27 protein-coding genes are annotated in these 25595 nt (G+C 55.6%); 6 read left to right on the forward strand and 21 right to left on the reverse strand.

Annotation, left to right across the window (positions count from 1 at the left end):
- Positions 1–37: 37 nt before the first annotated feature.
- The 8 genes from fabF to yceD form a co-directional block, all read right to left on the reverse strand.
- Entirely contained in the window at positions 38–1279 is a 1242-nt protein-coding gene (gene fabF / locus L350_RS14625; RefSeq protein WP_022647740.1) for a beta-ketoacyl-ACP synthase II, read from the reverse strand.
- A gap of 91 nt (positions 1280–1370) precedes the next feature.
- Positions 1371–1607 carry an acyl carrier protein gene (acpP, locus tag L350_RS14620; protein WP_003857954.1) on the reverse strand — a complete coding sequence of 79 codons (237 nt, stop codon included), beginning with the start codon at positions 1605–1607 and terminating at the stop codon, positions 1371–1373.
- A 154-nt stretch (positions 1608–1761) separates the two neighbouring features.
- Positions 1762–2496, reverse strand: a complete 735-nt coding sequence (fabG, locus tag L350_RS14615) for a 3-oxoacyl-ACP reductase FabG (RefSeq protein WP_022647739.1) — start codon at positions 2494–2496, stop codon at positions 1762–1764.
- A gap of 12 nt (positions 2497–2508) precedes the next feature.
- Positions 2509–3438 carry an ACP S-malonyltransferase gene (gene fabD / locus L350_RS14610; protein WP_022647738.1) on the reverse strand — a complete coding sequence of 310 codons (930 nt, stop codon included), beginning with the start codon at positions 3436–3438 and terminating at the stop codon, positions 2509–2511.
- A 15-nt stretch (positions 3439–3453) separates the two neighbouring features.
- Entirely contained in the window at positions 3454–4407 is a 954-nt protein-coding gene (locus tag L350_RS14605; RefSeq protein WP_032624477.1) for a beta-ketoacyl-ACP synthase III, read from the reverse strand.
- Between the two features lie 6 nt (positions 4408–4413).
- Positions 4414–5448 (reverse strand): phosphate acyltransferase PlsX, encoded by a 1035-nt coding sequence (plsX, locus tag L350_RS14600; RefSeq protein WP_152811225.1) that lies wholly within the window; start codon positions 5446–5448, stop codon positions 4414–4416.
- Between the two features lie 81 nt (positions 5449–5529).
- The gene (rpmF, locus tag L350_RS14595) at positions 5530–5703 is read right to left on the reverse strand and encodes a 50S ribosomal protein L32 (RefSeq protein WP_003857964.1); all 174 of its coding nucleotides are present in this window, start codon (positions 5701–5703) and stop codon (positions 5530–5532) included.
- A gap of 16 nt (positions 5704–5719) precedes the next feature.
- Positions 5720–6241, reverse strand: coding sequence for a 23S rRNA accumulation protein YceD (gene yceD, locus L350_RS14590; RefSeq protein WP_003857966.1), 522 nt, complete (start codon positions 6239–6241; stop codon positions 5720–5722).
- Between the two features lie 140 nt (positions 6242–6381).
- Between yceD and L350_RS14585 the strand changes: the two genes are divergently transcribed.
- Positions 6382–6966 (forward strand): Maf family protein, encoded by a 585-nt coding sequence (locus L350_RS14585; RefSeq protein ID WP_032624478.1) that lies wholly within the window; start codon positions 6382–6384, stop codon positions 6964–6966.
- Between the two features lie 79 nt (positions 6967–7045).
- Here L350_RS14585 and rluC read toward each other — a convergent pair whose 3' ends face one another.
- The gene (gene rluC / locus L350_RS14580; protein ID WP_041907418.1) at positions 7046–7993 is read right to left on the reverse strand and encodes a 23S rRNA pseudouridine(955/2504/2580) synthase RluC; all 948 of its coding nucleotides are present in this window, start codon (positions 7991–7993) and stop codon (positions 7046–7048) included.
- Between the two features lie 570 nt (positions 7994–8563).
- Here rluC and rne point away from each other — a divergent pair.
- Positions 8564–11671 carry a ribonuclease E gene (gene rne, locus L350_RS14575; protein ID WP_023299794.1) on the forward strand — a complete coding sequence of 1036 codons (3108 nt, stop codon included), beginning with the start codon at positions 8564–8566 and terminating at the stop codon, positions 11669–11671.
- Positions 11672–11711: 40 nt separating this feature from the next.
- Here rne and L350_RS14570 read toward each other — a convergent pair whose 3' ends face one another.
- The gene (locus L350_RS14570) at positions 11712–12650 is read right to left on the reverse strand and encodes a LysR family transcriptional regulator (RefSeq protein ID WP_022647733.1); all 939 of its coding nucleotides are present in this window, start codon (positions 12648–12650) and stop codon (positions 11712–11714) included.
- 109 nt (positions 12651–12759) lie between these two features.
- On the opposite strand from L350_RS14570, the gene L350_RS14565 reads away from it, so the two are divergent.
- On the forward strand, positions 12760–13971 hold the full coding sequence (locus L350_RS14565; protein ID WP_022647732.1) for an MFS transporter: 1212 nt from the start codon (positions 12760–12762) through the stop codon (positions 13969–13971).
- Between the two features lie 75 nt (positions 13972–14046).
- Here L350_RS14565 and flgL read toward each other — a convergent pair whose 3' ends face one another.
- The 11 genes from flgL to flgB all read right to left on the reverse strand — a co-directional run bounded on the left by flgL (position 14047) and on the right by flgB (position 23904).
- On the reverse strand, positions 14047–15000 hold the full coding sequence (gene flgL / locus L350_RS14560; protein ID WP_032624480.1) for a flagellar hook-associated protein FlgL: 954 nt from the start codon (positions 14998–15000) through the stop codon (positions 14047–14049).
- 16 nt (positions 15001–15016) lie between these two features.
- Positions 15017–16657, reverse strand: a complete 1641-nt coding sequence (gene flgK, locus L350_RS14555) for a flagellar hook-associated protein FlgK (protein ID WP_023299790.1) — start codon at positions 16655–16657, stop codon at positions 15017–15019.
- 75 nt (positions 16658–16732) lie between these two features.
- Complete coding sequence (gene flgJ / locus L350_RS14550) at positions 16733–17686, reverse strand: flagellar assembly peptidoglycan hydrolase FlgJ (protein WP_023305862.1); 954 nt, start codon at positions 17684–17686, stop codon at positions 16733–16735.
- A complete protein-coding gene (locus L350_RS14545) occupies positions 17687–18784 on the reverse strand; it encodes a flagellar basal body P-ring protein FlgI (RefSeq protein WP_022647728.1) in 1098 nt (365 codons plus the stop codon).
- Between the two features lie 12 nt (positions 18785–18796).
- Entirely contained in the window at positions 18797–19495 is a 699-nt protein-coding gene (flgH, locus tag L350_RS14540) for a flagellar basal body L-ring protein FlgH (RefSeq protein ID WP_023299788.1), read from the reverse strand.
- A 57-nt stretch (positions 19496–19552) separates the two neighbouring features.
- A complete protein-coding gene (gene flgG, locus L350_RS14535) occupies positions 19553–20335 on the reverse strand; it encodes a flagellar basal-body rod protein FlgG (RefSeq protein WP_000625853.1) in 783 nt (260 codons plus the stop codon).
- An 11-nt stretch (positions 20336–20346) separates the two neighbouring features.
- The gene (locus tag L350_RS14530; protein ID WP_022647727.1) at positions 20347–21102 is read right to left on the reverse strand and encodes a flagellar basal body rod protein FlgF; all 756 of its coding nucleotides are present in this window, start codon (positions 21100–21102) and stop codon (positions 20347–20349) included.
- Between the two features lie 20 nt (positions 21103–21122).
- Positions 21123–22331, reverse strand: coding sequence for a flagellar hook protein FlgE (gene flgE, locus L350_RS14525; protein ID WP_032624481.1), 1209 nt, complete (start codon positions 22329–22331; stop codon positions 21123–21125).
- Positions 22332–22357: 26 nt separating this feature from the next.
- The gene (gene flgD, locus L350_RS14520; protein ID WP_003857994.1) at positions 22358–23068 is read right to left on the reverse strand and encodes a flagellar hook assembly protein FlgD; all 711 of its coding nucleotides are present in this window, start codon (positions 23066–23068) and stop codon (positions 22358–22360) included.
- Between the two features lie 11 nt (positions 23069–23079).
- Positions 23080–23484 (reverse strand): flagellar basal body rod protein FlgC, encoded by a 405-nt coding sequence (gene flgC, locus L350_RS14515; protein ID WP_003857997.1) that lies wholly within the window; start codon positions 23482–23484, stop codon positions 23080–23082.
- A 3-nt stretch (positions 23485–23487) separates the two neighbouring features.
- Positions 23488–23904 carry a flagellar basal body rod protein FlgB gene (gene flgB / locus L350_RS14510; RefSeq protein WP_022647724.1) on the reverse strand — a complete coding sequence of 139 codons (417 nt, stop codon included), beginning with the start codon at positions 23902–23904 and terminating at the stop codon, positions 23488–23490.
- Positions 23905–24061: 157 nt separating this feature from the next.
- Between flgB and flgA the strand changes: the two genes are divergently transcribed.
- The 3 genes from flgA to flgN all read left to right on the forward strand — a co-directional run bounded on the left by flgA (position 24062) and on the right by flgN (position 25538).
- On the forward strand, positions 24062–24721 hold the full coding sequence (gene flgA / locus L350_RS14505; protein WP_022647723.1) for a flagellar basal body P-ring formation chaperone FlgA: 660 nt from the start codon (positions 24062–24064) through the stop codon (positions 24719–24721).
- A 93-nt stretch (positions 24722–24814) separates the two neighbouring features.
- Complete coding sequence (gene flgM / locus L350_RS14500) at positions 24815–25108, forward strand: flagellar biosynthesis anti-sigma factor FlgM (RefSeq protein ID WP_003858002.1); 294 nt, start codon at positions 24815–24817, stop codon at positions 25106–25108.
- 4 nt (positions 25109–25112) lie between these two features.
- Entirely contained in the window at positions 25113–25538 is a 426-nt protein-coding gene (gene flgN, locus L350_RS14495; protein ID WP_022647721.1) for a flagella biosynthesis chaperone FlgN, read from the forward strand.
- The last annotated feature ends 57 nt before the right edge of the window (positions 25539–25595 follow it).

The following is a 25595-nucleotide window of genomic DNA, read 5'->3' on the forward strand; positions in this document are numbered from 1 at the left end:
CAAGCGGACCTTTATTATCGTCAGCGACTAACCAGACTCAGACCTTTTTGAAGATCAGAGAACCGTTAGTCCCACCGAAGCCGAAGGAGTTACACAGGGTGTACTCCATACCGCTAACCTGGCGCGCTTCGTGGGGAACGAAGTCCAGATCGCAACCTTCATCTGGATTATCAAGGTTGATAGTTGGCGGTACAGCCTGATCGCGCAGCGCGAGAATAGAGTAGATTGATTCTACTGCACCCGCCGCACCCAGGAGGTGACCGGTCATGGATTTCGTGGAGCTCACCAGTACACGGCTGGCAGATTCGCCGAAGATAGACTTAACCGCCTGCGCTTCTGCTTTATCGCCCGCAGGGGTAGATGTCCCGTGCGCGTTAACGTAGCCAATCTGTGCCGGCGTAATGCCCGCATCACGGATGGCGTTTTCCATCGCCAGCGCAGCACCTGCGCCGTTCTCTGGAGGAGACGTCATGTGGTAAGCATCGCTGCTCATGCCAAAGCCAACAACTTCAGCATAAATTTTCGCGCCACGTTTTTTCGCGTGTTCGTACTCTTCCAGTACGATCATGCCTGCACCGTCACCCAGCACGAAACCATCACGGTCTTTATCCCACGGACGGCTCGCCGCCTGAGGATTATCGTTTCGGGTAGAGAGCGCACGCGCTGCACCGAAGCCACCGACGCCCAGCGGGGTACTGGCTTTTTCAGCACCGCCCGCAACCATAGCATCTGCATCGCCGTACGCGATGATACGCGCGGCCTGGCCGATGTTATGCACGCCAGACGTACAGGCTGTCGCGATTGAGATGCTTGGGCCACGCAGGCCGAACATAATGGTCAGGTGACCTGCCACCATGTTTACAATCGTAGACGGAACGAAGAACGGGCTGATTTTACGCGGGCCGCCATTCACCAGAGATGTATGGTTTTCCTCGATCAGGCCAAGACCGCCAATCCCGGAGCCGATAGCAGCGCCGATACGGGTAGCGTTCTCTTCCGTAATCTCAAGGCCAGAATCCTGCATGGCCTGAACGCCAGCGACAATTCCATATTGAATGAAGGCATCCATCTTGCGCTGTTCTTTGCGCGAGATGATCTCTTCACAGTTAAAATCCTTTACTAAGCCAGCAAATTTCGTTGCATAGGCGCTAGTATCGAAATGGTCGATTAGGCTGATGCCGCTCTGACCGGCAAGGAGAGCTTTCCAGGTGGACTCTACGGTATTGCCGACAGGAGACAACATGCCAAGTCCGGTCACAACTACACGACGCTTAGACACGTTTGTCCTCCAGGGAGGGATAAAAAAAGAGATTCGTGGGACTACAAAAGATAAAACTCAGGCGGTCGAATGACCGCCTGGAGATGTTCACTTACGCCTGGTGACCGTTGATGTAATCAATGGCAGCCTGAACGGTGGTGATTTTCTCAGCTTCTTCGTCCGGAATCTCAGTATCAAACTCTTCTTCCAGAGCCATTACCAGCTCAACGGTGTCAAGAGAATCTGCGCCCAGGTCTTCAACAAAGGAAGCGGAGTTCACAACTTCTTCCTGCTTAACGCCCAGCTGTTCGCCGATAATTTTCTTAACGCGTTCTTCGATAGTGCTCATACTCTTAAATTTCCTATCAAAACTCGCTTTCGCGATGGTTTTCGTAGTGTATAAAATGTTGAAAAATTTGCAACTAAATCCCGGCAGGTCTTACCACGATTTTACGTTATTTTGAGGCCATTTGCCCAAATAACGCAAATATTTTCGATCGTGATTAAACCATGTACATCCCGCCGTTGACGTGGAGGGTTTCACCAGTGATGTAACCCGCTTCGTCAGAGGCTAAAAATGCAACCGCGCTGGCGATTTCTTTAGGGTCGCCAAGACGACCCGCTGGAACTGCCGCCAGCGTACCCGCACGCTGATCATCGGTCAGCGCACGCGTCATGTCCGTTTCAATAAAGCCCGGAGCAACAACGTTTACAGTAATTCCGCGGGACGCGACTTCGCGCGCCAGCGACTTACTGAAACCGATCAGACCTGCTTTCGCCGCAGCGTAGTTAGCCTGACCAGCATTTCCCATGGTACCAACCACAGAACCTACAGTGATAATACGTCCATGACGCTTTTTCATCATAGCGCGCATTACCGCTTTTGACAGACGGAATACCGATGACAGGTTGGTTTCGATAATATCGTTCCACTCATCATCTTTCATTCGCATCAACAGGTTGTCGCGAGTGATCCCGGCATTATTGACCAGAATATCCACTTCGCCAAACTCTGCGCGAATATTTTCCAGAACAGATTCGATAGATGCTGGTTCAGTCACATTCAGTACCAGACCTTTGCCGTTCGCACCCAGATACTCGCTGATGGCCTGTGCGCCATTCTCGCTGGTCGCAGTCCCGATCACCGTCGCGCCGCGCGCAACCAGTGTTTCAGCAATAGCACGCCCGATACCGCGGCTTGCGCCGGTCACCAGGGCAATTTTTCCTTCAAAACTCATGGTATTCCTCTTTTATTGCGAGAGTGCCGCTTTCATTGCTTCCGGCTCGTTAATCGCCGAGGCAGTCAGGGTGTCTACAATACGTTTTGTCAGACCGGTAAGTACCTTACCTGGACCGACTTCATACAGATGTTCAACGCCCTGAGACGCCATAAATTCAACGGTTTTGGTCCACTGAACTGGGCTGTAGAGCTGGCGAACCAGCGCGTTACGGATAGCCTCCGGCGCGGTTTCGCACTTCACATCGACGTTATTCACAACGGAAATCGTCGGTGCGTTAAAGGTCATTTTTTCCAGCTCAACCGCCAGTTTATCGGCAGCGGGCTTCATCAGCGCACAGTGAGACGGCACGCTCACCGGCAGCGGCAGTGCACGTTTAGCACCCGCAGCTTTACAGGCAGCGCCTGCACGCTCAACCGCTTCTTTATGACCCGCGATAACTACCTGGCCTGGCGAGTTAAAGTTTACCGGAGAAACGACCTGACCTTCAGCAGATTCTTCACAGGCTTTAGCAATAGAAGCATCATCCAGACCGATGATGGCAGACATGCCGCCCGTGCCTTCTGGCACCGCTTCCTGCATAAACTTACCACGCAATTCAACCAGACGGACCGCGTCAGCGAAGGCAATCACCCCTGCGCAGACCAGCGCAGAGTATTCACCCAGGCTATGACCCGCCATCAGCGCCGGCGTTTTGCCGCCCTGCTGCTGCCATACGCGCCACAATGCGACGGAGGCTGCCAGCAGTGCCGGTTGAGTCTGCCAGGTTTTGTTCAGCTCTTCAGCTGGGCCCTGCTGGGTCAGCGCCCACAGATCATAACCCAGCGCGTCAGAAGCTTCACGGAAAGTCTCTTCAATAACCGGATAGTTTGCTGCCATTTCAGACAACATCCCAACAGTTTGTGAGCCCTGTCCCGGGAACACAAAAGCAAATTGCGTCATTTTTTAATCCTTATCCTAGAAACGAACCAGCGCGGAACCCCAGGTGAACCCACCACCAAAGGCTTCAAGCAAGACCAGTTGGCCCCGTTTAATTCGTCCATCACGTACCGCTTCGTCAAATGCGCACGGTACCGATGCCGCAGAGGTGTTGCCGTGGCGATCAAGCGTCACCACAACGTTATCCATAGACATGCCCAACTTCTTCGCCGTCGCGCTGATAATACGCAGGTTAGCCTGATGCGGTACCAGCCAGTCGAGTGCGGCGCGATCCAGATTGTTCGCTTCCAGCGTCTCATCAACAATGTGAGCGAGTTCGGTCACGGCCACCTTGAATACTTCATTACCCGCCATTGTCAGGTAAATCGAACTGTCCGGATTAACGCGATCGGCGTTAGGCAGCGTTAACAGCTCGCCGTAGCGACCGTCAGCGTGCAGGTGCGTGGAGATGATGCCTGGTTCTTCGGACTGCCCCAGCAGCACCGCGCCCGCGCCATCGCCAAAAATAATGATTGTGCCGCGATCGGTTGGATCGCAGGTACGCGCCAGCACATCAGCACCGATCACCAGCGCATATTTTACGGCACCCGATTTAACATACTGATCGGCGATGCTCAGCGCATAGGTGAAACCCGCGCACGCCGCTGCAACATCAAATGCCGGGCAGCCTTTGATGCCGAGCATGTTCTGCACCTGGCACGCTGCGCTTGGGAAGGCATGCGTGGCAGATGTTGTCGCCACCACAATAAGCCCGATCTGTTCTTTATCAATGCCAGCCATCTCAAGCGCTCGCTGAGCGGCTTCGTAGCCCATGGTGGACACAGTTTCGTCTGACGCGGCGATACGACGTTCACGGATACCTGTGCGCGTGACAATCCACTCGTCAGACGTATCTACCATTTTTTCAAGATCGGCGTTGGTACGCACTTGTTTTGGCAGGTAGCTGCCGGTACCTAAAATCTTCGTATACATGTACGCTCAGTCACTTTTAGCTAATACAGATCCCAGGCGAGCGGCAATCCTCTGAGGGACTTGTCGCTGCACCGCCTGCACTGCCTGTTCAATCGCGACGGTAAATGCTCGCTGATTGGCGGCGCCATGACTCTTAATCACGATGCCGCGCAATCCTAACAGACAGGCGCCATTATACTGGTCGGGGTTGAGGTGACTGAATCGCCGCGTCAGGCTTTTTTGTAACCAACGCTTTAATAAAATCAGCCACCAGGACCTTTTTTTACCTTCTCCCTGCGATTTCAGCAGAGAAAGGAACATTCGTACGACCCCTTCCATGGTCTTCAACGTCACGTTTCCGGTGAAGCCATCACACACTAATACATCCGTTTTGCCCGTCAGCAACTCATTGGCTTCGAGATAACCAATATAGTTGATGGAGGGAACCTGTTTGAGTATTTCCGCAGCGTCGCGGATACTGTCCAGGCCTTTGGTCTCTTCTTCACCAATATTCAATAACGCAACGCGGGGATTGGTAATCCCGACCACGTCTTCTGCCAGCACCGACCCCATCACGGCAAACTGAGCCAGCATTGTACTATCACAATCTACGTTAGCGCCCAGATCGAGCACCACCGTTTTGCCCTTCTGCTGATGCGGTAACACCGTCACCAGCGCCGGACGCTCAATGCCCTCAATCGGCTTGAGCAATAATTTCGACAGTCCCATCAGCGCGCCAGTATTTCCCGCGCTGACGCAAGCCTGCGCTCGCCCTTCTTTCACCAGCTCCAGCGCCATGCGCATAGAGCTGCCGCGGCTATTACGAATAGCCTGCGATGGCCGGGCATCACTGGCAATAACTGACTGCGCAGGAATAATCTGCAGACGCGAACGTTGTTCAAAGTCAGCTTTTGCAAGTAATGGCGTGATTGTGTCGGGATTACCGACTAAAAGAAGTGTGAGTTGCGAATTAGAATTCAGTGCCTGCAATGCTGCAGGCACTGTCACGGTAGGGCCAAAATCTCCCCCCATGACATCTAACGCCAGGGTTAGACGTGTCAAGGTATCGTCGCAGCCTGGTTCGGTAAACTCCCCGTTTTCACGGGGAAGTTCCTCACTAAGCCTAATCACGCTGACGCGTGATTACTTAGTGATAACCTTGCGGCCGCGGTAGAAACCGTCAGCGGTGATGTGGTGACGCAGGTGTTTCTCACCAGAAGTCTTGTCTACAGACAGGCTGGTAACTGCGGTCAGCGCGTCATGGGAACGACGCATGCCACGTTTGGAACGGGTTGGTTTATTCTGTTGTACGGCCATGGACCTTACTCCTCAATTACTTACGCTTTAAGCTGGCTAATACGGCAAATGGATTTGGTTTTTGCGCTTCATCAGGCAGTTCCCCAAAGACCATGTCCGCCTCGGACACTTCACAGTGTTCAGAATCATGCACCGGAACGACTGGCAGGGAGAGGATGACTTCATCTTCAACCAGCGCCAGAAGATCGATTTCACCGAATTCGTTAACCTCAATCGGTTCATACGCTTCCGGGAGTGCTTCAGCCTGTTCGTCAGAACGAACCGGACTGAAACAATACGTTGTGTGAACATGCTGTACAAACGGTTTCCCGCAGCGCTGACATTCGAGCGTTACCGTCACCTTTGCATCACCGGTTAAAACGGCGAGGCGCTGGTTGTCGATAGCGAACGACATGGAGCACTCTACATCACTGTCCACACTGACTACAGATTCGGCAATACGCTCAGCCTGATCGGAAGAATAGATTCCTTCGTAATCGAGGCGTTTTTGAGCCGTACGAACCGGATCAAGAGTCAGGGGTAATTTTACCTTTTGCATAGGGCGCGCATATTAACTTTGTAACGTCATAGAGTCAAAGAAAAAGGCAACCAGAGCTGCCTTTTGCCAATTATTCGCACACATTGCGGCCTGTAGTTTAAAATGGCTGGCATCGATACGCTATATCTGGTGATAAAAATATGCCAAATCTCGTCCTTGCTTCCACTTCACCTTATCGCCGAATGCTGCTGGAAAAGCTCGGGATCCCGTTTGAATGCGCCGCGCCGGAGGTGGATGAAACGCCACAGCCGGGCGAGTCACCGCGTCATCTGGTGACCCGTCTCGCGAAAGAGAAAGCACAGTCGCTGGCCGTACGTTACCCCGCTCATCTGATTATAGGCTCCGATCAGGTTTGTGTGCTGGGCGGCGAAATCACCGGTAAACCGCATACAGAAGAAAACGCCTGCCAGCAGCTTTTGCGTGCGCGAGGCAGTATCGTGACCTTTTATACCGGCCTGGCGCTTTATAATTCGGCCTCCGGTCATCTGCAAACCGAGTGTGAGCCATTTGATGTGCACTTCCGTCATCTCAGCGAGGAGGAGATTATGGATTACGTGCGTCGGGAACGTCCTCTGAACTGCGCAGGGAGTTTCAAAAGTGAAGGGCTGGGAATTGCACTGTTCGACAAGCTGGACGGGCGGGATCCCAACACGCTGGTGGGGTTGCCGCTGATTGCGCTGTGCCAGATGTTAAGGCGAGAAGAGTGTAATCCGCTGACGATGTGATTTTTGCCCAGCGGCGCTTCGCTTGCATGGGCCTACGGATTTCGTAGGCCGGGTAAGCGCAGCGCCACCCGGCACATAATCAGCCGCGCAGAACTTTCAGGCAGCGTTTCAACTGATCATCCAGCGGCGCTTCAATACGGATAACTTCACCGGTATTAGGATGGGTAAACTTCAGCGCTGCCGCATGCAGGAACAGACGCGACAGCCCCGTACCCGCCAACTGCTTATCAAACTCGCGATCGCCATAGCGATCGTCGAACGCAATCGGATGGCCTGCAAACTGGGTATGGACGCGAATCTGGTGAGTACGCCCCGTCACCGGACTACAGCGCACTAGCGTTGCAAATTCGTAGCGCTCTTCTACTTTAAATCGCGTCTCAGACGGTTTCCCTTCCTGATTAACACGAACAATGCGCTCACCGCTTTGCAGAATATTTTTCAGCAGCGGCGCCTGCACCACTTTCACGTGGGACTGCCACTGGCCGCGCACCAGCGCCAGATAATCTTTCTGCATCCCTTTTTCGCGCAGCTGTTCATGCAGGGAACGCAGTGCAGAACGTTTTTTCGCCACCAGCAGCACGCCTGAGGTATCACGGTCAAGACGGTGAACCAGTTCGAGGAAACGCGCTTCCGGGCGCAGCGCACGTAAACCTTCGATCACGCCGAAGCTCAGACCGCTCCCCCCGTGTACCGCCGTTCCGGACGGTTTATTCAGCACCAGAATGTGGTCGTCCTCATAAAGGATAACGTCACTCAGGGCCGCGACTTTTTGCAACTTCGGAGAAACGACCTCTTCTTCACGCTCTGCAACACGTACCGGTGGAATGCGGACTTCATCGCCCGCCTCGAGCTTGTACTCGGGCTTCACACGTTTTTTGTTCACCCGCACCTCACCCTTACGCAAGATGCGATAAATCATACTTTTTGGCACACCCTTCAATTGGGTGCGCAAAAAATTATCGATACGTTGCCCCGCCTCGTCGTCGGCGATGGCAACCATTTTTACGGCTGGAGTCTCTGTTTTCATGGTTGGCGATTCTAAATAGCGTCTGACATTAGCGCCACTCATTTTTCTATGCTTATATTTACTTTTATCCGGACCACTCCCCTTTCGCGCAATCGATTTGGTGGTTATTAAACCAATCACCCCGTTGAAGTGAAGAAACTGTGAGTAACCGGGTGATAATTGGTAAAAGTCATCTTGCTATAACCCGGCGAGCAGTGGAATAATGAATCCGTTTTCCGCGTTAAATCCGGGTTTTGTAAGGATGTCGACGGAATGACCAATTTTGTCTGACCGATCATCCACGCAGCAATGGCGTAAGACGTATTGATCTTTCAGGCAGTTAGCGGGCTGCGGGTTGCAGTACTTCCCGGTATAAGGATTGTTCTCTGGAGAGTTTTCCCAGGCAATTCCCCTGATAATTGCGCTGTGTTTCCCTATGAAATACAGGCAACCGACACTCTGCGCCTCTTAAGCGAGCGACAACCGTGAGGTTGGCGACGTGAATAGACACGAGGCCATCGGTTCATACCCCGGAAAGCGTCACCTTGCCCGCAGCTTTGTCGTCAATGTAAGAATAACGAGTAAGTTACGATGAAAAGAATGTTAATCAACGCAACTCAGCAAGAAGAGTTGCGTGTCGCCCTTGTGGATGGGCAGCGCCTGTACGATCTGGATATCGAAAGTCCTGGACACGAACAGAAAAAAGCGAACATTTACAAAGGCAAAATCACCCGCATTGAACCAAGCCTTGAAGCTGCATTTGTCGATTACGGTGCTGAGCGTCACGGTTTCCTTCCTCTCAAAGAAATCGCCCGCGAATATTTTCCTGCAAACTACAACTCCCATGGCCGTCCGAACATCAAAGATGTTCTGCGTGAAGGTCAGGAAGTTATCGTCCAGATCGATAAAGAAGAGCGTGGCAACAAAGGCGCCGCGCTGACCACCTTTATCAGTCTGGCAGGAAGCTATCTGGTATTGATGCCAAACAACCCGCGTGCGGGTGGCATCTCTCGCCGTATCGAAGGCGATGACCGTACCGAGCTGAAAGAAGCACTGGCAAGTCTTGAACTGCCAGACGGCATGGGCCTTATCGTGCGCACCGCAGGCGTTGGCAAATCTGCCGAAGCGTTGCAGTGGGACCTGAGCTTCCGCCTGAAACACTGGGAAGCCATCAAGAAAGCGGCAGAAAGCCGTGCTGCGCCGTTCCTGATCCACCAGGAAAGCAACGTCATCGTGCGTGCCTTCCGTGATTATCTGCGTCAGGACATCGGTGAAATTCTGATTGATAACCCGAAAGTGCTTGAGCTGGCTCGCCAGCACATCGCCGCACTGGGTCGCCCGGATTTCACCAGCAAAATTAAACTGTACACCGGTGAAATCCCGCTGTTCAGCCATTATCAGATTGAATCCCAGATCGAGTCTGCCTTCCAGCGTGAAGTGCGTCTGCCGTCCGGCGGTTCTATCGTTATCGATACCACCGAAGCGTTGACCGCCATCGACATCAACTCCGCGCGTGCAACCCGCGGCGGCGACATCGAAGAGACCGCCTTCAACACCAACCTTGAAGCCGCTGATGAAATCGCCCGCCAGCTCCGCCTGCGCGACCTGGGTGGTCTGATCGTTATCGACTTCATCGACATGACCCCGGTTCGCCACCAGCGTGCGGTTGAAAACCGTCTGCGTGAAGCGGTGCGCCAGGATCGCGCGCGTATCCAGATCAGCCATATTTCTCGCTTTGGCCTGCTGGAGATGTCCCGTCAGCGCCTCAGCCCGTCTCTGGGTGAGTCCAGCCATCACGTCTGCCCGCGCTGTTCCGGTACAGGTACCGTGCGTGACAATGAATCTCTCTCCCTCTCTATTCTGCGTCTGATTGAAGAAGAAGCGCTGAAAGAGAACACCAAAGAGGTTCACGCTATTGTTCCAGTGCCGATTGCCTCCTACCTGCTGAACGAAAAACGTGCAGCGGTGAGCGCAATCGAAGCGCGTCAGGGCGGCGTTCGCTGCATCATCGTGCCAAACGACGAGATGCAAACCCCGCACTATCACGTGCTGCGCGTGCGCAAAGGCGAAGAGACAAGCACCCTCAGCTACCTGCTGCCGAAGCTGCATGAAGAAGAAATGGCGCTGCCGTCTGATGAAGAGCCTGCCGAGCGTAAACTGCCTGAGCAGCCAGCTTTAGCGACCTTTATCATGCCGGAAGCACCGCCAGAAGCGACGCTGGAAAAACCAGCGGAAAAACCTGCTGTGCAGAAAGTGGCTCCTGCCGCGCCAAAAGCACAGCCTGAGCAGCCTGGTCTCCTGAGCCGCATCATCGGTGCGCTGAAAAAAATGTTTGCCGCCGAAGAAGTTCAGCCTGAGGAGCCGAAAGAAGCGCCAAAAGAAGCGAAACCAGAGCGTCAGCAGGACCGTCGTAAGCGTCAGAACAACCGTCGCGACCGCAACGACCGTGGCGATCGTAATGAGCGCCGTGATAATCGTTCCGATAACAACGAAGGCCGTGAACAGCGCGAGGACAACCGTCGCAACCGTCGCGAGAAGCAACAGCAGAACGTTGAAGATCGTGAGATTCGCCAGCAGGCGGGCGATGAGTCCGAGAAGAGCAAACAGCGTGACGAGCAGCAGCCTCGCCGCGAGCGTAACCGTCGTCGTAACGATGACAAACGCCAGGCTCAGCAGGAAGTCAAAAACCTGAATCGCGAAGCGCCTGTAGAACAGCAGGACACTGAGCAGGAAGAGCGTACTCAGGTTATGCCGCGTCGTAAGCAGCGCCAGCTGACCCAGAAAGTACGTGTGGGTGTTGTTCAGGCCGAAGAAAACGACGTTATCGCGGTTGAAGCGGTTGAAAGCACAACGGGTACTCAGGTTGCGAAAGTTGACCTGCCAGCCGTAGTGGAAAATCAGGTTGAGCAGGACGAAAGCAGCGAAAATCGTGATAACGCAGGTATGCCGCGTCGCTCCCGCCGTTCTCCACGCCATCTGCGCGTGAGCGGTCAGCGTCGCCGTCGTTATCGTGACGAGCGTTACCCGACCCAGTCTCCAATGCCAATGACCGTGGCGTGCGCGTCACCTGAGATGGCATCCGGTAAAGTCTGGATCCGTTATCCGGTTGCACGTCCGGAGCAGGCTGTTGAAGAACAGGCTGTGACCGAAGAGGTGATTGCACCGGTCGTCGCGGTGGAAGATGTCGTGACTGAAGCGGCAACCGTGGTCGAACCGCAGGTTGTTGAAACAGCGCCGCCGCAGGCTGTGGAAGTGGAAACGACCCATCCTGAAGTGATTGCTGCGCCGGTTGATGCCGCACCGCAGATCATTGCCGAAGAAGATACCGTGGTGGCTGAAGAAGTCGCGGAAGACGCTAAGCCTGTATCCGCAGCAGAAGAGCCCGCAGACGTTGCCGTCGAAACGGTGACGGAAGAGGTTGTTCAGGACGTCGAGATTCAGGTTGAACCTGTTGTCGAAGAGGTCAAAGCGCCTGAAGTGAAATCTGAGCCGGTTGAGATCGTTGAAGCTGTAGCGCCTGCTCACATTGCTACCGCGCCAATGACTCGTGCCCCGGCACCTGAGTACGTGCCTGAAGCACCACGCCATAGTGACTGGGTTCGTCCGGAATTCAACTTCGAAGGTAAAGGTGCTGCCGGTGGTCACAGTGCGACGCACATGGCTACTGCCCCAGCTACTCGTCCTCAGCCTGTTGAATAACGCACGCTAAGACTGAAAGCCGACCTTCGGGTCGGCTTTTTTATGGCTGTTGCAGGGGCTTTCTCATCCCGGTGACCTCCGGCATTATCTGCCGCATCAGCTCCAGAAAACGCCGCAAGCGCGCCGGATAATAGCGTGACCAGGGATAAACCAGATGTACCGGTAGCGCTGCTGGCTGCCACTCTGGCAGTAAATGCACCAGTCGCCCTTCCCGAATATCATCCTGTACCGTCCAGCTGGATACCACCGCCACGCCTAGCCCGGTGAGTGCCGTATTGCGCGCTACATACAGGCTGTCGGTACTCAGGCGTGGCGTAATGGTAACTCTCGCCGGGGTGGGTGTTGCCTCGTGGAAGAGTTCCACATGGCGTTGATAAAAAGAGCTGATTGCAATCCAGGGGAGATGTTGCAGATCGTCCGGCGTGTTAACCGCGGGAAAACGGGCAAGGAGTGCCGGTGATGCTACCACCGAGCGCGGCACTTCAGCCAGTAGCACAGACACGGTTGCCGGATCGACTTCCACGCCCACCCGAATAGCACAGTCAAGGTTGTCGCCGAGGAAATCAACCGAGCGATCGTTAAGCATCCACTCAACAGAAAGCTGGGGATAGCGCTGCAAAAATTGGGTTAACGGTTTTAGTAGCTGATCCTGGCCAAACGCGTGAGGCGCGCGCACCCTCAGCACCCCGACCGGTTCATCTTCCGTCTGCCCCACCTCGTCTTCCAGCGCCAGCCAGCTGTCAATCACCCGTCTGGCATGCTGATAGCAGCGTTCACCGTCATCGGTCAGCCGTGTGGTATGGGTTGTGCGCAGCATCAGGCGCACGCCCAGCATGGTCTCGAGCGACTGCAACCGTCTGCTCACCGTGGCCTGGGTTGTTGCCAGCTGACGTGCCGCCGCAGAAAGGGACCCCGCCTCCACAATGCGAACAAAGGTTCGCATCAGTTCCACACGATCTATACGCTCAGTCCGTTTCATATCATTTACACCTATACGCTACACGTATAAGCGTTTTACCACCGCGCCCGCTACCGTCGCAAGGCGTACTGATAAAAAATAGCCGCACACGACGAATGAGGAACATCTTATGAACACAACCACCACCCGGGCCGTAAGCCGTTGGGTAATCTTAATGCTGGCGCTCGGTGCGGGCTTCAGCGTGGCATCCATCTATTATGCCCAGCCTCTGCTGCCGCTGATGGGCTCAGACCTGCACCTGAGCATCGAAGGCATGGGCATGGTCCCGACGCTCACCCAGGCGGGTTATGCCTTAGGTATCCTGTTTCTGCTCCCGCTCGGCGATCGTTATGACCGCAGAACGTTGATCCTGATAAAAAGTGCAGCTCTGGCGCTGTTCCTGCTGGGTTGTAGCCTGACCGGACAACTGCACTCCCTACTGCTCACCAGCCTGCTGATTGGCATGGCCGCCACCATGGCGCAGGATATTGTCCCGGCCGCAGCGATCCTCGCGCCGGAAGGCAAACAGGGAAAAACAGTCGGCACGGTGATGACCGGCCTGCTGCTGGGGATTTTGCTCTCCAGAACCGTGAGTGGCGTGGTGGGTGAAGCCTTTGGCTGGCGAGTGATGTATCAGCTGGCCGCCGCAAGCATTGCCTTTATCGGCGTGGTGATGTGGGCCGTACTTCCCCGCTTCGCCGTTCATTCCACGCTGAGCTACCCGGCACTGATGCGCTCCATGGAACACCTCTGGCGTCGCTACCCGGCGCTGCGTCGGGCTGCGCTGGCTCAGGGTTTTCTGTCGATTGCCTTTAGTGCATTCTGGTCGACGCTGGCGGTCATGCTGCTGGAACGGTATCACCTTGGCAGCGCCGTGGCGGGTGGGTTTGGTATTGCCGGAGCCGCAGGCGCGCTGGCCGCACCGCTGGCAGGCGGTCTGGCCGATAAGCTGGGCGCCGGTAAAGTGACCCAACTGGGTGCCGCGCTGGTGACCCTCTCGTTTGCCCTGATGTTCCTGATGCCAGCCCTGGGTGTACACGGCCAGTTGCTCCTGATTGCCCTCTCCGCGGTCGGTTTCGATCTCGGTTTGCAGTCCAGCCTCGTGGCGCACCAGAACCTGGTCTACAGCCTTGAGCCGCAGGCCCGTGGGCGCCTTAACGCCCTGCTGTTTACCGTCATTTTCATCGGAATGGCGCTGGGTTCGGCATTAGGCAGCAATATCTATACGCTGGCAGGCTGGACGGGCGTGGTAGCACTGGCAACCCTGTGTGGTGCCATTGCGCTGGCTATCAGAGTGATTGAAAGCGCCCGGGTGGTGTCCGCTCAGGCAGAAAGTGTGTAAAAAAAATGCCCAACCCGGACGGGTTGGGCAGTCAAAACATGCCCAGTTTCAAGACATGTCAAACAGGTCAGAGTCTTATCTGTTCATCTGGAACAAAGACATACCCTGCATATCGCTAAAGGCTTTATACGAGGCCTGCAACGCCGCCTGCTGCATGGTGTAGGACGAAATCACCGAGTTCCAGTCTACGTCAACCAGGTTACTCATCTGCTGGGTCTGACCCAGCGCGCGGTCTTCACCCAGAGCGTCCAGCTTGCCCAGCTCGTCCAGCTTGATGCCGAGATCGGCGCGCACGGTCAGCACGTTGTTGAGGGAGTTGCTCAGGCCACGGTTGGCTTTATCAATAGCCGCCGTAAATGCTTCAGCCTTCGTTTCGTCATCGCCAATCGGCTTATTCAGCGCTTCAATTGCGGAGTCGAGGATCTTGAACAAATTCGTTTCCGGCGTACTACCATCTGGCTCTGGCTTCGCATTGCTGGTGAAGCTATCGAAAACTTCAGTGCCCGTATGGCTGATTTGCATCGTGCGCGCAGAGTCAACCTGCTGGCTGATTGGCGTTCCGCCGCCCTTATAATCACCCGTAGCCTGGTCGAAAGCCGCCGCTTCGGTTTTGTAACCGGAAAAAATATAGCGACCGTTACCGTCCGTGCTGTTAGCCAGGTTCATGAGCTGATCGCGAATACCTTGCAGGTTCGTTGCCAGCGAAGCGCGGTCATCGTCACTTAACGTACCGTTGCCCGCATTGACAATCTTTTCCTGAGCAGCCTGGATAGCGGTTGTCACTTGCGATAACACGTTTTCTTCCAGCGAGACTTTCGTCGTAGCGAAGGAGCGCGCCAGCGCATACTGGCTATTTTGCGTTTGGGCCTGAGAGAGCACAACGGCCTGCGAAGCGGCAATCGGATCGTCAGACGGACGGTTGATACGCTTCCCCGTAGACATCTGCTCGCCGTAGCTGAGCCAGAGACTTTGGGAGTTCGTCACGCCGCGCATGCTTTGCTCATACATCATTTGAGTACTAATACGCATTTTTTATGCCTCAGCCTTAGCGGATATTGATCAATGCATCAAACAGCGTGCTCGCCGTTTGCAGCACCTGCGCATTCGCCAGATAGTACTGCTGATAGCGTTGCAGGTTGCCATACTCTTCATCCAGGTTAACCCCGGAGATTGACTGCTGTTGTTTGGTCAGCTGCGTAACAACGTTAACTTTGGTTTCGCTGCTGGTTTTCAGCGACGCCGTGGTGCTGCCCACCGTACTGACCAGCGCGGCATAAGCATCGTTAAAGGTTTTGTTCCCCCCCACCAGCTTGGCGCTCTGCAAATCCAGCAGCTTTTGGCCATTGGTATTGTCGCTTTCTCCGCTTCCTTGCGCGGAGGCCATCGCCAGTTTGGATTCGTCGCTGATCGCAACGTCCATATTCACGATAACGTCATTCACCGGCTTCACGATAAAGCTGTCTTTATTATTGGCCGAGCCGCTAATGTTGACGTTGAGGCCATCAAACGACAGATTACCGCTGGCATCCGGCATAGCCGTGAAGCTGGTGTTGTCTGACAGACGGGTGATGGTCCAGTCGGTACCGTTGTACTCAACTTTGTAGTTTGTCGCCTGGACCTTGGTACTGTCCGTCATCGTTGCCGTCACGGACGCGCTTCCGGTGTTCTTACCGTTACTCAGCACTGCCGGGGAGCCAAAATCAAACAGCTTGCCGCCTGCGTCCCCGTTGGCATCAAAGCCCGCCTGGTGCTGGGTATTCATGGCATCCGCAAACGCCAGCGCCATCTGGTTAAGCGTATTTCGCGCCTGATCCAGATCCTGAGAACGGAACGTTAACAGCCCCCCAAGCGACCCCGTGGTGATCTGTTTTTCTGAGATCTCCACGTTGCCTGCTGCGGCATCCACATACGCAATCGTTGTACGTGCAGGGTCCGCGCTGGATTTCACCGCAGCCAGCTGGCTGGCGTTGCTGCCCTGTACCAGGGTGTAGCCGTTGGCGATAGAGATGTTGTAGGTGCCGCTGTCCTGTACGGTCACGTCCACACCGACTATTTTGTTCAGTTCGCTCACCAGCTGATCGCGCTGATCGAGCAGTTCGTTCGGGGATGCGCCCGCCCCTACGCCAGTCAGCCGGGAAATCTGATCGTTAAGGTTGGCAATCTGCTTCGCATAGTTATTGATCTGATCGACGCTGGTAGAAATCGCCGTATTGACCTGCGCATCCTGATCGCGGAGATATTGATCGTTAGTTTTGAACTGGTTTACCAGACCATCTGCCTTCCCGAGTACCGTCTGGCGTGCAGCCGGATCTTCTGCGTTACTCACCAGCGTTTGCAGGCTTTTAAAGAAATCCTGGAGGTTGGCAGAAAGCGAGTTCGTGGTATCCGACAGCACGTCGTCAATTTTCGACATCTGCTGGTAGCGCGTGGTCAGGCCGCTGCTCTGGTTCTGCGCCGCGCGCAGCTGGTTGGTAATAAACGCATCATATTCACGCTGAACGCCGGAGACATAGACCCCGTTACCCACCCAGCCGCCGCCGGTCAGGGTGCTGTTTGATGCGCCCAGAATGGTAGTCTGGCGGGTATAACCTGCCACGTTGTAGCTTGAAATATTATTACTGACGGTATTGAGTGCCGACTGCGCAGCACTGAGGCCACTCATGGCGCTGTTAATCAAACTGGACATGGGGGTTCCTTTTATACGTTCAGACACGAGTCCTGATGAAGGTTATCGGCAACCTCCACCGGGACTTGAGAACTTTCAGAACAGATTTTCGAGATCTGTGCTATACGCTTTGCTGACCTTCTCAGACATGGATTTCAGCTGCTGGATCATGCTGGTCAGCTTGCGTGCATAGTTTGGATCGGTCGCGTAGCCGGCATTCTGCAATGCCTGAGCGCCCTGCTCTGGCGTGGTGGCCTGGGTCACAGCGGTGTAGCGCGGATTCCGGCTCAACAGCCCGACATAATCCGACAACGCTTCCAGATACGAGCTGTAGACGCGGAATTTGGCTTTCACCTTCACTGCCGCACCGTTCTCATATTCGGTGGTGGTAATTTCCGTGGTCGGCCCCTTCCAGCTGGAAGTGGCCTTCACGCCAAAGATGTTGAAGCTCGGCTCGCCGTTCTCCCTGCGGATCTGACGTTGCCCCCAGCCCGACTCCAGCGCCGCCTGCGCCAGAATCAGATGGTGTGGCACGCCGCTTTCTTCACTGGCAAGACGCGCCGGCAGGGAGAGCTGCGCCAGGAAGTCTTTGCTGTCGCCGGAGAGCGGCTCGTCACGCGCTTCTGTCGGCTTCGGCATCGCCTTACGCACCATCTGGGTCAGCGCCTGATTTTGATAACTGGTCACCTTTTCCAGATCAAACTTTAGCGGCACCTGCGGCGGAGCCTCTTCAGGTGGCAGCCCCTGAGCTGCTGCGGTCTGTTTCACAATCATGTCTGCCAGGCCGAGCCCCTTTCCGGCGGTCATTTGCTGGGCAATCTGCTGATCGTACATGCTGGTGTAAAGCCGTGTGGAATCGCTGCTGAACATGCCATCTTTCGGCAGGGTTTCACGCATGCTTTTCAACATCATCTGCACGAACATGCCTTCCACCTGACGGGCAACCGGGCGGATATTCGCCGCCGGATCCTTGCCCGCTTTGGTTTTCAGCTCGTTGAGCGACTGGGCATCCCAGGCGGCACTGGTCAACAGTTTGCTATCGGTCAGCATTTAGATGATTTCCAGTTTAGCGCGCAGGCAGCCTGCACTTTGCATGGATTGCAGAATGGACATCAGATCCATTGGCGTTGCACCCAGCGCGTTCAGGGCACGCACCACGCTGTTCAGGTTGGCGCTGGAGCGCACGCTCTGCAACGATCCACCGCTCTGTCGTAAATCAATCTGCGTTTGCGGGGTCACTACCGTCTGACCGCCACCAAACGGGGTATCCGGCTGGCTGACGTTGGCCGAGCGGTTAACCGTGACGGAGAGATTGCCCTGCGCCACGGCGCAGCTGTCCAGCGTCACTTCGCGGTTCATCACCACCGATCCGGTACGGGAGTTGATAATGACTTTTGCATCCTGCACCGACACGTTCACTTCCATATTCTGGATATCGGCCAGCATCCGCACCTGGTTGCTGCTACCGGTTGACGTGCGGATCTGCACGGTGCGGGCATCCAGCGCGGTGGCGCTGCCGTAACCCCGGCTGCGGTTGATGGTGTCAGCAATCTGCTGCGCCATCGTGAAGTCTTCGTTATTCAGTTGCAGGTTAATGGTGTTGCCGGTGCCGAACTGGGTCGGCAGCTCACGTTCGATGATCGCGCCGTTGGTAATACGTCCCCCGTTCAGCTGGTTCACCTGCACGCTGCTGCCGCCCGCCGACGCACCTGCCCCGCCAACCAGAATGTTGCCCTGCGCCAGAGCATACACCTGGCTGTCGACGCCTTTCAGCGGCGTCATCAACAACGTACCGCCGCGCAGGCTTTTGGCGTTACCCATCGACGAGACAACCACGTCGATGGTTTGCCCCTGACGCGCAAAGGCCGGATAAGACGCGGTCACCATCACCGCCGCCACGTTTTTCAGCTGCATGTTGGTCCCCGCCGGTACGGTAATACCGAGCTGAGAGAGCATGTTGTTCAGGCTCTGGGTGGTGAACGGCGTCTGGGTCGTCTGGTCACCCGTCCCATCCAGCCCCACCACCAGGCCGTAGCCAATCAGGGAGTTTTCGCGCACGCCCTGCACGCTGGTGAGATCGCGAATGCGATCGGCCTGCGCAACGGTAGCGACCAGCGACAGCGCCACGGCGAAGAGAAATTTATACATAGGTCACCTCGCTTACATCGGCGATAAGTTAAGGAAGAAGCGTTGCAGCCAGCCCATATTTTGCGCTTCGTTGATGTAGCCGTTGCCGACGTACTCAATGCGCGCATCCGCCACCTGTGTGGACGGTACGGTGTTGGTGCCGCTGATAGTGCGAGGGTTAACCACACCGGAGAAGCGAATGAATTCCGTACCCTGGTTAATGGCGATCTGTTTTTCGCCCACCACGTGCAGGTTGCCGTTCACCAGAACCTGGTCAACCGTTACCGTCAGCGTTCCGCTGAAGGTATTGCTGGCGTTCGCGCCACCTTTACCGTTAAAGGTGTTGCCGCCGGAGGCTTCCACATCCGCACGGGCGTTGCCGAACAGCCCTTGCAGATAGCGCGGTACGGTGTCGAAGCCAAAATTGGTTTTGCCGTCGCGGCTGGCGTTCGCCGACGAGCTCTTGCTCGCGCTGACGTTTTCCTGCAACACAATGGTCAGCGTATCGCCGACGTTACGCGGACGACGGTCTTCAAACAGCGGCTGATAACCGTAGTTAATCGGCTGCGCGGTCTGGAAAATAGAGCCGTTCACCACCGGCGAGGGGCCGGGAACGGGTTGGGCGGTAGTCGCACCCTGTACCAATGGTTTAGACGGGATCCAGGCACACCCGCTGAGGGTGACAGCCAGAACAGTCAGGATCGGATAACGAAACGCCGCGTTTTTTTGCATTGCCTTCATCTTCGAAAACAGGGAGCCGGTGCGACGTTTACCGCACCGGGCTACACCTTAGAGTTGCGTCAGTTTTTGCAGCATCTGGTCGGTCGTCGACACTGCTTTACTGTTAATTTCATAGGCGCGCTGGACCTGGATCATATTCACCAGTTCTTCCGCCACGTTAACGTTCGAGGTTTCCACATACCCCTGGTACAGCAGCCCCGCACCGTTCAGGCCGGGGGTACTTTCATTTGGCGTTCCGGAAGACTGCGTTTCGGTGTAGAGGTTCTCACCGATGCTTTCCAGTCCGGTATCGTTCATGAAGGTCGTCAGGTTGAGCTGACCAACCTGAACCGGCGCGGCCTGACCTTGCTGAGTGACACTGACGATACCGTCACGGCCAATGGTGATGCTCAGCGCGTTCGCCGGGATGGTGATCGCAGGCTGAACCTGGAAGCCGCCCGCCGTCACCAGCTGACCATTCTGATCCACCTGGAACGAACCATCGCGGGTATAGGCGGAGGTTCCGTCAGGCAGTTGCACCTGGAAGAAACCCTGACCTTTGATGGCAACGTCTTTGCTGTTGTTGGTCTGGGACAGGTTGCCCTGGCTGTGCAGACGCTCGGTAGCGACCGGGCGGACGCCGGTACCAATTTGCAGACCGGACGGCAGCGTGGTTTGCTCAGAAGACTGCGCCCCTGGCTGACGAATCGTTTGATAAAGCAAATCTTCGAAAACCGCACGCTGGCGCTTGAAACCATTGGTGCTGACGTTTGCCAGGTTGTTGGCAATTACATCCATATTGGTTTGCTGTGCGTCCAGACCGGTTTTCGCGATCCATAAAGAACTGATCATAGGGAGTCCTGTTAACTCATAGCCAGAAGTTGGTTAGCCTTGCCTGCGTTTTCATCGACGCTGCTGATGATTTTCATCTGCATTTCGAAGCGGCGGGCGCTGGCGATCATGTCGGTCATGGCTTCGACCGGTTTGACGTTACTGCCTTCCAGCACGCCGGACATCACGCGGATGGTCGGGTCGGCCTGTAACGTGGCGCCACGCGTGGCCTGCGCCGCCTGGGTCAGACGGAACATTCCGTCATCGCCACGCTGCACTTCATTTCCTTCCGCTTTCACCAGCTTCAGACGACCGACAGGCGCAACGGTGTTCGCCGGGTCGCCCGGGTTTAACGCCGAGATCGTCCCGTCTGCCGCAATGGTCAGCTCTGACCCTTCCGGCACCGTCAGCGGACCGGCTTCGCCCATCACCGGATGCCCCTGAATCGTCAACTGTCCGGTGGCGCTCACCTGAATGTTACCGTTGCGGGTATACCCTTCTGCGCCGTCAGCCGTTTGCACCGCCAGCCAGCCGTCCTGCTGAAGGGCAACGTCCAGCGGACGCGCGGTGTAATCCATCTGGCCTGGCGTCATGTCGGCGCCCGGCGTGGAGGCGGTGACCAGCGTACGCGTGGGCAATGACAGCCCTTCTACCGGCACCGCACGCAGTGCGTTGAGCTGAGCACGAAAACCAGGCGTGGAGGCGTTCGCCAGGTTGCTGGCGGTAACAGCCTGCTGATTGAGCGTCTGGCTTGCAGCCCCCATCGCTGTATATATTGCGTGATCCATTGCGCTTTCCCGTCAGCCGCTTAACGCAGGTTAACCAGCGTGTTGAGGATCTGATCCTGGGTTTTGATGGTCTGCGCGTTGGACTGGTAGTTACGTTGCGCGACAATCATGTTCACCAGCTCTTTACTCAGATCGACGTTGGAGGCTTCAAGCGCGCCGTTGGTCAGCGTGCCGAAGTTACCGGAACCCGCGGTACCCAGCAGGGCAACACCGGAAGACTGCGTGGCGGACCAGACGTTATCCCCTTCGGACTTCAGGCCTTCGTTGTTTGCAAAGTTTGCCAGCACGATCTGGCCCAGCACCTGGGTCTGTTCGTTGGAGTAGTTACCGACAACGGTGCCATCATCGTTGATCTGGTAGCTCACCAGATCGCCCGGCTTATAACCGTTCTGGCTCGTCGCCACGATGTTGTTCGCACCGGTGTTCTGCTGCATGGAGTTCGCGAAACTCATTTTGAAGGTTGCCGCCGTTGCACCAGTGATCTCCCCGGTCTCGATATCGACTTCCCCACCGCCGGTCAACACACCGCTCTCATTAAAGACCAATGTGGTTGCCAGTTTCGCTGCATCTCCCGCTACGCTGCCGTCCTGTGAATACACCTTCCAGGAGTTAGCTGGAGTAGCGTCTTTGACATAAAACAGGTTCATGTTGTGCGCATTACCCTGGCTGTCAAACACCGTCACGGTGCCTTTCTTGTTGTAAGAGTCAGGGTTGGCCGGGTCGAATGCGACGGTTGGCGCGGTATCGGTGGAGTTCAGGTTGATCTGCTGAGAGGCCGTGGTGGTGGACTTCGCCGCCATCAGCGTCGTTGGGATGGAGATCGCCTGCGGATTCGCACCGGTTTGCACCGTAGGCGGCGTGCCGGCAACCGGATAACCGGTTAACTGAAGCCCCTGCATGTTCACCAGGTTACGGTTTTCATCCAGCTTGAACTGGCCGTTGCGGCTGTAGAACACGGAACCGTTGGCATCCACCATACGGAAGAAACCGTTCTGGCTGATGGCGACGTCCAGACCGCGACCGGTGTTGGTGGTCGTCCCGTCGGTGAAGTCCTGGGTGATACCCGCAACCTTCACGCCCAGCCCCACTTTAGAGCCTGCAAACATATCTGCAAAAGACGCAGAACCGGATTTAAAACCATAGGTCGCGGAGTTGGCGATGTTGTTGCCAATGACGTCCAGGTTGGTGGCCGCAGCATTCAGGCCGCTGACCGCTTGAGAAAAGGCCATGACTTACTCCTGATAAGTATGAAGGCTTAGATAATCTGCCGAACTTCGTCGAGTGTGGTGGTACCGGAGGTACCCAAATCCAGTTTGTTGCCATCGCTACCTTTGATGACGCCCTGAACCAGGGCAAACTGTAGCGGCTGAGCCACCAGCTGCGTGGTGCCGTTGCTGGCGCTAATCGCAACCTGATACGAGCCGTTAGGCGCTTTAGTGCCGTCGGTCAGGCTGCCATCCCAGGTAAAGGTATGAACGCCCGCTTTAAGCTCGCCAATCTCAATCGTGCGCACCACGTTGCCGCTGGCGTCTTTGATGGTGGCGGTGACTTTGTCGGCCGGTTGCTGCAACTCAACGCCAAACGGCGTTGTGGTGGTGGTGGACGTGCCATCGGTGGTGCTGGTGCCCGCCAGAATCGTGGTCCCCGGGATCATCACCCCGTGACCGATCAGGTTGGCGGCCTGCAAGGACTGGCTGTTATCGATTTGACCGGAGACCGAGCCGAGCGTGGTGTTCAGTTTCTCAATGCCGCTGACGGTACTGATCTGCGCAAGCTGCGTGGTCAGTTCGTTATTCTGCATCGGATTGGTCGGGTCCTGATTTTTCAGCTGTGCCACCAGCAGGGTCAGAAAGCTGCTCTGTAAATCGGAGGCATTGCTCCCGGTGAGGGAGCTGGAACCGGTTGCACTACTGGTGCTGTTGACGCCGGTATTTGTCGGGTCATTCACGTTTACGGCGATGGACATGCGTGTCTCCTTTACTGGCCGAGAGTGAGTGTTTTGAGCATCATGCTCTTCACGGTATTAAGCACTTCGACGTTTGCCTGGTAGCTGCGTGACGCGGACATGGAGTTCACCATCTCCCCGACCACATCCACGTTCGGCATTTTCACGTAGCCGCTGGCATCCGCGAGCGGGTTGCCTGGCTCGTAAACCAGCTTGTCGGGCGCCTGGCTCTCAACCACGTCCGCCACTTTCACGCCGCCCGTTGCCGCACCCGGTGCAGCATCAACCTGGAAGACGACCTGTTTAGCGCGATACGGTTGTCCGTCAGGGCCGGTCACGCTATCGGCGTTGGCCAGGTTACTGGCTGCCACGTTCAGTCGTTTGGACTGCGCCGTTAATGCCGAACCGGCGATATCAAAAATATTCAGCAAGGCCATTTACTAATTGCCCCCCTGCAGGACGGTCATCATGCCTTTGATTTGCCCGCCGAGTAGCGTCAGGCCTGTCTGGTATTGCAGGCTGTTATCGGCAAACTGTGTGCGTTCCCGGTCCATGTCGACGGTGTTGCCATCAAGCGAGGGCTGATCGGGGACACGATAAAGTAAGTCAGTTGATGGCGCGGTCATCGCCTGAGCGGGAATATGCCGTGAGGATGTCAGGGCAAGTGAGACACCCGTCCCTTCGGCACGTCCACGCTCCATCACTTTTTTGAGTTCACTGGAAAAATCAATATCGCGCGCCTGATACCCGGGGGTGTCCGCGTTGGCGATATTGGCGGCTAAAATTTCCTGCCGCTGGGCGCGTAAGTTGAGCGCTTCCTGCTGAAAACGTAACGCGGCGTCGAGTTTATCGAGCATGTCTCCTCCGCTGATGAGAAAATTTCAGTTCACAGCTTAAATCTCACCCCGTCTCCCCTATCGACGGAATAAGCGCAAAATGCGTCGCTATTTGTTGCGTTGATGGAAAACCACTGCGGGTAGAATTTGCTTAATTCTGGACATGGTGGAACGTGCGATGCGGACTTTTAAACGTGGCCTTGCGGCGACCCTGCTGCTTTTGAGCCCTCTTGTGCAGGCTGAGGGGTTAGAGAACCAGCTCAATGCATTCTTTGCGCAGAAGCTGGCCGGTTTCAGCGATGACGTACGCGTGACCGTACGCACCCCGCCTAACCTTTACCCTTCCTGCGAAGCCCCGTCATTTAGCGTGACCGGCAGCACCCGATTATGGGGCAACGTGAATGTGCTGGCGCGTTGCGCCAACGAAAAACGTTATTTACAGGTTGCGGTTCAGGCGACAGGCAATTATGTTGTCGCCGCCGTTCCCATTCCCCGGGGCAGCCTGCTGCAACCAGACAGCGTAACGCTGAAGCGAGGCCGTCTGGATCAGCTTCCACCGCGGACGATGCTGGATATTAACCAGGCTCAGGAGGCAGTCAGCCTGCGCGATGTCGCTCCTGGACAGGCGATACAGCTCTCTATGCTGCGCCAGGCGTGGCGGGTGAAGGCGGGACAACAGGTGATGGTGGTCGCCAATGGCGAAGGCTTTAGTATCAACAGTGAAGGAAAAGCGCTGAATAATGCCGCAGTGGCGCAAAATGCCCGGGTCAGAATGTCCTCAGGCCAGGTGGTCAGCGGCACGGTCGGTCCTGATGGGAATATTCTGATTAACCTGTAATCTTTTTAAAGATTTCGCGGCGACTGCCGATAAATATTCAACAAATGATGATGTCAGGCGCAAACGCCGCGAACCCTCGATGAGGACAACACTATGAGCATTGATCGTACATCAGCCCTGAAGCCGGTTAGCACTGTACAACCTCGCGAAACGAATGAGGCTGCCCCGCAAAAAACGCGTCTGGAAAAAACCTCGACGGCTAACAGCACCAGCGTCACGCTGAGCGATGCGCAGTCGAAGCTGATGCAGCCAGGCAGCAGCGATATCAACATGGAACGAGTTGAAGCGCTGAAAACGGCTATCCGTAACGGCGAACTGAAAATGGATACCAGCAAAATCGCTGATGCGCTGATTCAGGACGCACAGAGTTTCCTCCAGAGTAACTAACCGTATGAGTCGACTGTCAGAAATACTGGATCAGATGACGGTGGTCCTGAACGACCTGAAAACGGTGATGGACGCAGAACAGCACCACCTCTCTTCTGGTCAAATCAACGGCAGCGCGTTGCAACGCATTACTGAAGATAAAAGCTCGCTGCTGGCGACCCTGGATTATCTGGAAAAACAGCGACGCGCTGAGCAAGACACGAAACGCAGCGCCAATGATGAGATCAACGAACGCTGGCAGACCATTACAGAAAAAACCCAGCATCTTCGCGATCTCAACCAGCATAACGGCTGGCTGCTGGAAGGTCAGATTATCCGTAATCAGCAGGCGCTTGAGGTGTTAAAGCCCTATAAAGAGCCGGGGCTGTACGGTGCGGATGGTCAAACGGCCACGGCACGTATCACGGGCGGGAAAAAGATTTCGATTTGACGCACTAGCGGCATGTCATGAAGCGGGGAGCACCTTCTGGTGACTCCCCTTTTGGCG

Origin of the sequence: Enterobacter sp. MGH 4 (assembly GCF_000534735.1) — a bacterium.
Taxonomy (GTDB): domain Bacteria; phylum Pseudomonadota; class Gammaproteobacteria; order Enterobacterales; family Enterobacteriaceae; genus Enterobacter; species Enterobacter intestinihominis.

Excerpts from the sequence above, each read along its gene's own strand:
- fabG (WP_022647739.1), bottom strand. The coding sequence starts at position 2,496 with ATGAGTTTTGAAGGAAAAATTGCCCTGGTGACCGGCGCAAGCCGCGGT.
- L350_RS14605 (WP_032624477.1), bottom strand. The coding sequence starts at position 4,407 with ATGTATACGAAGATTTTAGGTACCGGCAGCTACCTGCCAAAACAAGTG.
- flgG (WP_000625853.1), bottom strand. The coding sequence starts at position 20,335 with ATGATCAGTTCTTTATGGATCGCGAAAACCGGTCTGGACGCACAGCAA.
- flgA (WP_022647723.1), top strand. The coding sequence starts at position 24,062 with ATGCGGACTTTTAAACGTGGCCTTGCGGCGACCCTGCTGCTTTTGAGC.
- flgK (WP_023299790.1), bottom strand. The coding sequence starts at position 16,657 with ATGTCCAGTTTGATTAACAGCGCCATGAGTGGCCTCAGTGCTGCGCAG.
- acpP (WP_003857954.1), bottom strand. The coding sequence starts at position 1,607 with ATGAGCACTATCGAAGAACGCGTTAAGAAAATTATCGGCGAACAGCTG.
- L350_RS14585 (WP_032624478.1), top strand. The coding sequence starts at position 6,382 with ATGCCAAATCTCGTCCTTGCTTCCACTTCACCTTATCGCCGAATGCTG.
- flgL (WP_032624480.1), bottom strand. The coding sequence starts at position 15,000 with ATGCGTATTAGTACTCAAATGATGTATGAGCAAAGCATGCGCGGCGTG.
- rluC (WP_041907418.1), bottom strand. The coding sequence starts at position 7,993 with ATGAAAACAGAGACTCCAGCCGTAAAAATGGTTGCCATCGCCGACGAC.
- flgJ (WP_023305862.1), bottom strand. The coding sequence starts at position 17,686 with ATGCTGACCGATAGCAAACTGTTGACCAGTGCCGCCTGGGATGCCCAG.
- yceD (WP_003857966.1), bottom strand. The coding sequence starts at position 6,241 with ATGCAAAAGGTAAAATTACCCCTGACTCTTGATCCGGTTCGTACGGCT.
- L350_RS14545 (WP_022647728.1), bottom strand. The coding sequence starts at position 18,784 with ATGTATAAATTTCTCTTCGCCGTGGCGCTGTCGCTGGTCGCTACCGTT.
- flgN (WP_022647721.1), top strand. The coding sequence starts at position 25,113 with ATGAGTCGACTGTCAGAAATACTGGATCAGATGACGGTGGTCCTGAAC.
- rpmF (WP_003857964.1), bottom strand. The coding sequence starts at position 5,703 with ATGGCCGTACAACAGAATAAACCAACCCGTTCCAAACGTGGCATGCGT.
- fabD (WP_022647738.1), bottom strand. The coding sequence starts at position 3,438 with ATGACGCAATTTGCTTTTGTGTTCCCGGGACAGGGCTCACAAACTGTT.
- flgE (WP_032624481.1), bottom strand. The coding sequence starts at position 22,331 with ATGGCCTTTTCTCAAGCGGTCAGCGGCCTGAATGCTGCGGCCACCAAC.
- L350_RS14570 (WP_022647733.1), bottom strand. The coding sequence starts at position 12,650 with ATGAAACGGACTGAGCGTATAGATCGTGTGGAACTGATGCGAACCTTT.
- L350_RS14565 (WP_022647732.1), top strand. The coding sequence starts at position 12,760 with ATGAACACAACCACCACCCGGGCCGTAAGCCGTTGGGTAATCTTAATG.
- flgB (WP_022647724.1), bottom strand. The coding sequence starts at position 23,904 with ATGCTCGATAAACTCGACGCCGCGTTACGTTTTCAGCAGGAAGCGCTC.
- flgH (WP_023299788.1), bottom strand. The coding sequence starts at position 19,495 with ATGCAAAAAAACGCGGCGTTTCGTTATCCGATCCTGACTGTTCTGGCT.
- flgD (WP_003857994.1), bottom strand. The coding sequence starts at position 23,068 with ATGTCCATCGCCGTAAACGTGAATGACCCGACAAATACCGGCGTCAAC.
- flgM (WP_003858002.1), top strand. The coding sequence starts at position 24,815 with ATGAGCATTGATCGTACATCAGCCCTGAAGCCGGTTAGCACTGTACAA.
- flgC (WP_003857997.1), bottom strand. The coding sequence starts at position 23,484 with ATGGCCTTGCTGAATATTTTTGATATCGCCGGTTCGGCATTAACGGCG.
- L350_RS14530 (WP_022647727.1), bottom strand. The coding sequence starts at position 21,102 with ATGGATCACGCAATATATACAGCGATGGGGGCTGCAAGCCAGACGCTC.
- rne (WP_023299794.1), top strand. The coding sequence starts at position 8,564 with ATGAAAAGAATGTTAATCAACGCAACTCAGCAAGAAGAGTTGCGTGTC.